This is a genomic window from Microbacterium sp., from assembly GCF_035277845.1.
GTDB lineage: Bacteria > Actinomycetota > Actinomycetes > Actinomycetales > Microbacteriaceae > Microbacterium.
The window spans coordinates 1-5888 of the sequence record NZ_DATEJS010000222.1 but is presented as its reverse complement, the minus strand read 5'-3'; the positions used below and the strand labels follow the sequence as shown (position 1 = coordinate 5888).

General features: G+C 71.9%; 7 protein-coding genes and 1 pseudogene. 2 read left to right on the top strand and 6 right to left on the bottom strand.

Going from position 1 to position 5888, the window contains the following annotated elements:
* The 6 genes and pseudogenes from VJR25_RS09520 to VJR25_RS09495 all read right to left on the bottom strand — a co-directional run.
* Positions 1–189, bottom strand: a pseudogene (locus VJR25_RS09520) (hypothetical protein); the annotation flags it as partial.
* Between the two features lie 88 nt (positions 190–277).
* The gene (gene rlmN, locus VJR25_RS09515; protein WP_324114735.1) at positions 278–1501 is read right to left on the bottom strand and encodes a 23S rRNA (adenine(2503)-C(2))-methyltransferase RlmN; all 1224 of its coding nucleotides are present in this window, start codon (positions 1499–1501) and stop codon (positions 278–280) included.
* Positions 1502–1627: 126 nt separating this feature from the next.
* On the bottom strand, positions 1628–2608 hold the full coding sequence (locus tag VJR25_RS09510; RefSeq protein WP_324114734.1) for a hypothetical protein: 981 nt from the start codon (positions 2606–2608) through the stop codon (positions 1628–1630).
* Between the two features lie 199 nt (positions 2609–2807).
* The gene (locus VJR25_RS09505) at positions 2808–3161 is read right to left on the bottom strand and encodes a hypothetical protein (protein WP_324114733.1); all 354 of its coding nucleotides are present in this window, start codon (positions 3159–3161) and stop codon (positions 2808–2810) included.
* A 118-nt stretch (positions 3162–3279) separates the two neighbouring features.
* Positions 3280–4086: an enoyl-CoA hydratase/isomerase family protein gene (locus tag VJR25_RS09500; protein WP_324114732.1), complete on the bottom strand. Its 807-nt coding sequence runs from the start codon at positions 4084–4086 to the stop codon at positions 3280–3282.
* 17 nt (positions 4087–4103) lie between these two features.
* The gene (locus VJR25_RS09495) at positions 4104–4865 is read right to left on the bottom strand and encodes an SDR family NAD(P)-dependent oxidoreductase (protein ID WP_324114731.1); all 762 of its coding nucleotides are present in this window, start codon (positions 4863–4865) and stop codon (positions 4104–4106) included.
* Between the two features lie 53 nt (positions 4866–4918).
* On the opposite strand from VJR25_RS09495, the gene VJR25_RS09490 reads away from it, so the two are divergent.
* Both VJR25_RS09490 and VJR25_RS09485 read left to right on the top strand, forming a co-directional pair.
* The gene (locus tag VJR25_RS09490) at positions 4919–5266 is read left to right on the top strand and encodes a DUF488 domain-containing protein (protein ID WP_324114730.1); all 348 of its coding nucleotides are present in this window, start codon (positions 4919–4921) and stop codon (positions 5264–5266) included.
* Positions 5263–5888 (top strand): aminoglycoside 3'-phosphotransferase (locus VJR25_RS09485; RefSeq protein WP_324114729.1); only part of this gene is annotated, 626 nt, incomplete at its 3' end. The genes VJR25_RS09490 and VJR25_RS09485, both read left to right, overlap by 4 nt.

Genomic DNA, 5888 nt, shown 5'->3' with positions numbered 1-5888 from the left:
CGCAGCATCCGGAATCGGGGTGGTGGGGTGCTCGTCGAACAGCTCGTCGTCGTAGTGGGCTCCGCCGTTCTGCGCCGCGATCACGTCCTCGAGGTAGAGGGGGGTGTCGTCGGCCTCGTCGGTCGCCACGTCGAACTCGATGCGGCCGTCGGAGCCGAAACGTCCGGGCCGGTGATTGGAGTAGGACATCACTCCAGCCTGTCGGGCGCTCCTGGGCGAGTGGTGGACGGGTGCTGTGCGGAGCATCCGTCCACGGACGAAACACCCGGTCCGGCGCTTATTCCTCGAGCGGGGTGGAGGCGGCCACGGCCTCATCCTCGGCGGTCGCGACCAGCTGACCGCACGCGCCGTCGATCTCTTTGCCGCGGGTGTCGCGCAGCGTCGTGGGGATGCCCTTCGCTTCCAGGCGGCGCACGAACTCGTTCTGCGCGGCGCGCGTGGAGGCCGTCCAGATCGAGCCCGGGGTCGGGTTCAGCGGGATGGGGTTGACGTGCACCCAGCCGCGCCCGCGGGCGTTGAGCTTGTCGCCCAGCAGGTCGGCACGCCAGGCGTGGTCGTTCATGTCCTTGATGAGGGCGTACTCGATCGAGACACGCCGGCCGGTGCGCTCGAAGTAGCCGCGGGCGGCATCCAGCGCCTCGTCGACCTTCCAGCGCGAGTTCACCGGGATGAGCTCGTCGCGCAGTTCGTCGTCGGGAGCGTGCAGCGAGAGGGCGAACGTCACCGGGATGTCCTCGTCGGCGAGCTTCTTGATCGCCGGCACCAGCCCGACGGTCGACACCGTGATGCCGCGGGCGCTCATGCCCAGGCCGTGCTTCTTGTCGGTCATCACGCGCACCGCCTGCATGACGCGGGCGTAGTTCGCGAGCGGCTCCCCCATGCCCATGAAGACGATGTTGGTGACCCGCTCGCCGTCATGCTCCGCCGGTCCGAGCTGGCCCTGGGCGATCACGCGGTTGGCGCGCACGATCTGCTCGATGATCTCGGCGGCAGACATGTTGCGGGTGAGGCCCGCCTGCCCGGTGGCGCAGAACGGGCAGTTCATGCCGCATCCCGCCTGGCTCGACACGCACAGCGTGATGCGGCCCGGGTAGCGCATCAGTACCGACTCGACGAGCGCCCCGTCGAACAGCTTCCAGAGGAACTTGATCGTGTCGCCGCGGTCGGTCTGCAGGCGCCGCACCTCGGTGAGCAGCGGCGGCAGCATCCCGTGCACGAGCTCCTCGCGGCCGGATGCCGGCAGGTCGGTCATCTCGGCGGGATCGTGCGTGTAGTGGGTGAAGTAGTGCTTCTCGAGCTGCTTGGCGCGAAAGCCCGGCATCCCGAGTTCGGAGACCTTCTCGACGCGCTGCTCCGGGGTGAGGTCGGCCAGGTGCACCGGCGGCTTGCCGCGGCGCGGGCTCGCGAACTGCAGCAGCGGGCGGCCCTCGGCATCCTTCTGCTGGGTCCATCCCTCGGTCGCCGGGCGCACCTGACGTGCCGGCGCGGTGCGTTCGCTCATCCCTCCAGGCTACCGGCCGCACCCGCTCCCCGGCTGGGCGCCCCGGGCGGGGCGCCTCGGGTGGGGAGACTCGGGTTCCGCCGAGACACCGGATTCCGGCCGAGGCACCCGCCGTCGCCAGGCGGGTCAGCCGAAATCAGGTTTCTCGTGCTGAATGCCCGTCGCGGCGGGGAGCCCGCGAGGATTCTGAGCGACCGCGTCGAGCATTCGTTGCCGGCGTGGGCGCACGGGGCGCAACCCGGCGTTGCGCAGGGTGCGATCCAGCCGATCGGGATGCATGGCATCCTTCCAATCCCATCGCGCGAATCCGCGCACCTGACGGCGCAGCCGGTCTTCGCGCTGCTTCTCCCGGACGAAATGCGCCTTCATGGCTCTGGGATCGGAGGCGTCGTACTTGCCGTACCCGTCCGACTCGCCGATCACCTGGGCCGCCCGCCAGAAGAAGTCGACGCGATCCCGGTGCCCCTCGGCGACGAATTCGACCTGCAATTCGGGCTCCTCATATCCGAGCCACTCGATCACCGCACGACTCACCGCTTCGCCGACGGACTCCGCCTCTGCACGTGCGTGTTCCTGCACCCACGCGACCTGCCGCAATCCACGGCGCTCCGCCTGGGCCGCCGCGCGCTGCCGCAGGTCGACGTCTCGGCCGGCGTCGAGGTGCGATCGGATGACTGCATCGGCCACCGCGAGCGCGTGTGCGGGCGGTGCGACCCGGGCGAACGCCACGGCCGTGTCGACCCAGGTCGTCAGAGAAAGGCCGTCGATCGTCGCGATCTCGTGATTCCGGATGCCACCGTGCATGTGCACGTCTCCGCGCCGCCGGCCGTACGTGTCCAGCACGTGGATCTCGGCCGGCTCGCCGAAGATCGGGAGCCCCTGCAGCGACAGCGCCGCCTCGAGGCAGAACGTGGGGTTGCGCCAGCTCCGGGCCACGGCGTGGACGCGCAGCAGGTACCGCTCCCACGGCTTCAGGGCATCCCACGCGTCAGTCGGAACGTATGCCCCGGCGCGGACTCGTCTCAACGCCGGGTCCCGGTCGAATCGAACAGGGGAGATCGTGTTCTCGGACGAGATCAACAGCTCGGCGGGTGGTGGCTTCAGCATCCCCGTATGGTGGCGCTTCGACGATCGTCGTCGTCGGCCCGCCGATGGCCTGTGGACAAGTCGCCGCGCCGCCGTCGCGCCCCACCCCCTGTGGACGCATCGAAGCACCGGATTCTGGCTGGCCCACCGGGCGTCGCGCGGTGCTTCAGCCGCAACGAGGTGCCTCGGCGCCACCGTCATCCCCGGCGGGCGCGGGAGGCTATGTCTGGCGGGGGCCCTCGTCGAACACGGTGCGCGCTCCGGGGCCGTCCGTGTCCGGCACCTCCCAGGCGCGGCCCTTGCGACGGCGGCGAGGCGGCAGATCGCCGATGGTCCGGCGGTGGATGCCGCCGGCTTCATCGACCCAGATCCGCACCTCCCGGTAATCCACGGTCGCGGCGCCCGAGCCGGTGAGGATGCCGGCGATCACCGTCACGATGACCTCGAACCCGCTCGGAGTGAGCGGATACGCCATCACCGCCTCGAACCGCGTCCGCTCGCGCAGGTCCCAGTTCCTGTTCGCAAGTCGCAGGACTTCGTCGCGCAGGCGCGCTGCGCGGGCTCCGTCGCTCACTCCGCGCTCCGCCCCGAACCGACGCGTCGGCGAGGCACCCCGTCGCGGCCGAGGCACCGCCCGACGCCAGGCGCATCAGGCAGGATGCGGTGTCTCGCCGGCTGTCGGATGCCCACCGTCATCCCCTGCGGGAGCGGGAGGTCGCGGCGAAGCCGGCCACGCGGGTGCGGGCCTCGTCGGTGTCGAACAGCGCCCCGATGGTCGCGGCCTCGTCGGCGAGGTTCTCGCCGAACGTGCGGTGCGCCCCGGTGCGCAGCAGGCGCTTGGCCTCGCCGTACGCCTCGGCCGCGCCGGACAGCCATCCGTCGGCGACGGCGCGGGCGCGGGCGGCGACGTCCGCGCGGGGCACGACCTCGGTGACGAGCCCCCAGTCGAGGGCGGTGGCCGCGTCGATCGTGACGTCCTGCAGCACCAGCTGCAGCGCCCGGCGCTGCCCGATCGCCTCGGGCAGGAGGGTCGAGACGCCGAGGTCGGGGCTGAGCCCGATGTTCGCGTACTTGCTCGCGAACGTCGCCGTATCGGCCGCGACGATCCAGTCCGCGGTGAGCATCAGCCCGAGCCCTCCGCCGGCGACCGCACCCTGGACGGCCGCCACCACCGGCACCGCCGACTCGACGATCGCCCGGATGCCGGCATGGATGACGCCCGCCATCGCGGTGACGTCCGCCCCGTCGACCGCGCCGCCGTCGGCACCCGCGGACCCCATCGCGATGACGTCGCCGCCCGCGCAGAAGGCAGGTCCCGTGGCATCCAGCAGCACGGCTTTCACGGCGGGGTCGGATGCCACCCACTCGCCGAGGTCGCGCCACAGCGCGCCCATCGCGAAGTCCATCGCGTTCAGCGACGCGGGCCGGTTGAACGTGAGGTGCGCGAGACCGTGCTCGAGAGAGAACAGGATCGGGGAGCCGGCGGGCGATGCGGGCATGTCCGCGAAGTCCTCGCTCACTTCGGCGCCATCCGGATCGCACCGTCGAGCCGGATGGTCTCGCCGTTGAGGTACCCGTTGTCGACGATCGCCATCACCATGCGCGCGTACTCGTCGGGACGGCCGAGCCGCTGCGGGTACGGCACCTGCTGGCCGAGGGAGTCCTGCGCCGGCTGCGGCAGCCCGGCGAGCATCGGGGTCTCCATGATGCCCGGGGCGATCGTGCACACGCGGATGCCGTAGCGCGCGAGCTCGCGGGCGATCGGCAGCGTCATGGCGTGCACGCCGCCCTTGGATGCGGAGTACGCGGGCTGGCCGATCTGCCCGTCGAACGCGGCGACCGACGCCGTGTTCACGATGACGCCGCGGTCTCCGGAGTCGGTGGCATCCGTGCGTGCCATCGCGGCGCTCGCCTGCTGGATCACATTGAACGTGCCGATCAGGTTCACCCGGATGACCCGCTCGAAGTCGGCGAGCGCGGTCGGGTTGCCGTCGCGGTCGAGCACCTTCGCGGGCGGAGCGATGCCCGCGCAGTTGACGACGACGCGCAGCGGGCCGGAAGCCGACGCCTGCTCCACCGCGGCCGCCACCTGGGCCGGGTCGGTCACGTCGGCGGGGACGAACGTGCCGCCGAGGGATGCCGCGACCTCGGCGCCCGCCGAGGACGGCAGGTCGATGACGGTGACGCGCGCGCCGCCCTCGGCGAGCCGGATCGCGGTGGCCTTGCCGAGCCCGGAGGCTCCGCCGGTGACGAGCGCCGTTGCTTCGTTGATGTCCATGCGCCCAGGCTATCCGGGCCCACGGGCCGCGACCGCAGGGGCAGACTGGGACCATGTCCATCCGTCTCGCCCGCATCTACGACACCCCCACCGCCGACGACGGATACCGCGTGCTCGTGGACAGGCTCTGGCCGCGCGGCGTCTCGAAGGAGCGCGCCGAACTCGACGAGTGGGCGAAGGATGCCGCCCCCTCCACGGAGCTGCGCAAGGCGTTCCACGGCGGCGAGCTCGACTGGGACGACTTCGCGACGGCGTACCAGGCGGAGCTCGCCGACAACCCGGCCGTCCCCGCCCTGCGCGAGCGGTTGGCGGAGCATCCCACCTCGACCCTGCTGACCGCGACGAAGAGCGAGGACCACGACTACCTCGTGGTGCTGCGCGACGTGCTCGAGGGCCGGTGACCTTCCCCGGGCTCGACGTGGCGGTGCCCGCACGCGTGCGCGGGCTCGCCGGCGGGGCCGGGGTCGCCCCGGTGTGGCTGAACGGCGAGGGCGGGGTGACGTTCCGCACCGACGACGGACGGTACATCAAGCACGGACCGCTGAGTGCGGAGACGTCGGTCGCCGACGAGGTGGCGCGCCTCGCCTGGGCGGGCTCGTTCACGCCGGTGCCGCGCGTGCTCGCCTCGGGCCGGGATGCCACCCACGAATGGCTGGTCACGCTGGCGATCGAGGGCGAGTCGGCGGTGACCGACCGGTGGCTTGCAGACCCGGCGACGGCCGTGCGCGCGGTCGGTGAGGGCCTGCGTGCACTGCACGACGCGCTGCCCGCGCCGGAATGCCCCTTCGACTGGACGGTGCCGGTCCGCCTCGCGAACGCCGCGCGGCGCGGCATCCCGATCCCGGAGACCCTGCGCCGTCCCCCGCAGGTCGACCTCCTCGTCGTCTGCCACGGCGATGCCTGCTGCCCGAACACGCTGCTGGATGCCGCCGGCCGCTGGATCGCGCATGTCGACGTCGGCGCGCTCGGCGTCGCCGACCGCTGGGCGGACATCGCGGTGGCGTCCATGAGCACCGAGTGGAA